This window comes from Streptomyces sp. NPDC058045, assembly GCF_042885635.1.
In the GTDB taxonomy this organism is placed as follows: Bacteria; Actinomycetota; Actinomycetes; order Streptomycetales; family Streptomycetaceae; genus Streptomyces.
In genome coordinates this window covers 1-1,197 of the sequence record NZ_JBHVRR010000117.1, presented here as the reverse complement: position 1 = coordinate 1,197, position 1,197 = coordinate 1, and the positions used below count along the sequence as shown (strand labels likewise).

Sequence of the window (1,197 nt, the reverse complement as noted above, 5' to 3'; positions counted from 1 at the left end):
ACCACCGGCTTCGAAGACGGACCCCCCACCGCCACCGGCGCCCAGATCGGCGACTCCGGCACCGGCATCCACCTCGTCGCCGGCATCCTCGCCGCCCTCCTCCAACGCGAAAAAACCGGCCGCGGACAACGCGTCAACGTCGCCATGCAACACGCCGTCCTCAACCTCTGCCGCGTCAAACTCCGCGACCAGCAACGCCTCACCCACGGCCCCCTCACCGAATACCCCAACGACACCTTCGACACCGAAGTCCCCCGCTCCGGCAACGCCTCCGGCGGCGGCCAACCCGGCTGGGCCGTCAAATGCGCCCCCGGCGGCCCCAACGACTACGTCTACGTCATCGTCCAACCCGTCGGCTGGAAACCCCTCACCCACCTCATCGGCCACCCCCACCTCGCCGACGACCCCGACTGGTCCACCCCCGAAACCCGCCTCCCGAAGCTGGACAAAATGTTCCAACTCATCGAGGAATGGACCACCACCCTCCCCAAATGGGAAGTCCTGGAGAAACTCAACGCCCACAACATCCCCTGCGGCCCCATCCTCTCCACCAAAGAAATCATCGAAGACACCTCCCTCGCCGCCAACGACATGGTCGTCCAAGTCCCCCACCCCCAACGCGGCACCTACACCACCGTCGGCTCCCCCCTCAAACTCTCCGACTCCCCCGTACACATCACCCCCTCCCCCCTCCTCGGCGAACACAACACAGAGGTCTTCGTGGGCGAACTGGGCCTCGATGAAGCGGAGTTGGGACAGCTCAAGTCGGATGGAGTGATCTGAACCGATGACCGATGACCGAGTACGGAAAGTACGCACCCTGCTGGAAACGGTACGCGCCGAAGGCCGCACCGCACTGACCGCACCCGAAGGCAAACTGATCGCCGACGCCTACCACATCGCCGTCCCCGGCGAGGAGTTGGCCCGGGACGTCGAGGAAGCAGTGCGCTACGCGGCCCGCTTCAGCGGACCCATGGTGATGAAGATCGTGTCCCCCGACATCCTGCACAAGACCGACGCCGGCGGCGTCATCGTCGGCATCGAGGGCGCCACCGCGGTACGCGAAGCCTTCCGCACCATCGTGAAGAACGCCCGCGCCTATGACGCGCAGGCGCGTATCGAGGGTGTGCAGGTGCAGGAGTTGCTGCCGTCCGGGCAGGAGGTCATCGTCGGTGCGGTCACCGATCCGACGTTCGG

The 1,197-nt window shown here is 66.0% G+C and carries 2 protein-coding genes; both read left to right on the top strand.

The features are described from left to right. Positions 1-783, top strand: a 783-nt coding sequence (locus ACFVST_RS29315; protein WP_390156631.1) for a CoA transferase, incomplete at its 5' end; no start/stop codon positions are given. A gap of 4 nt (positions 784-787) precedes the next feature. Continuing rightward, positions 788-1,197: acetate--CoA ligase family protein (locus tag ACFVST_RS29310; RefSeq protein ID WP_390156630.1), on the top strand; the 410-nt coding region annotated here is incomplete at its 3' end.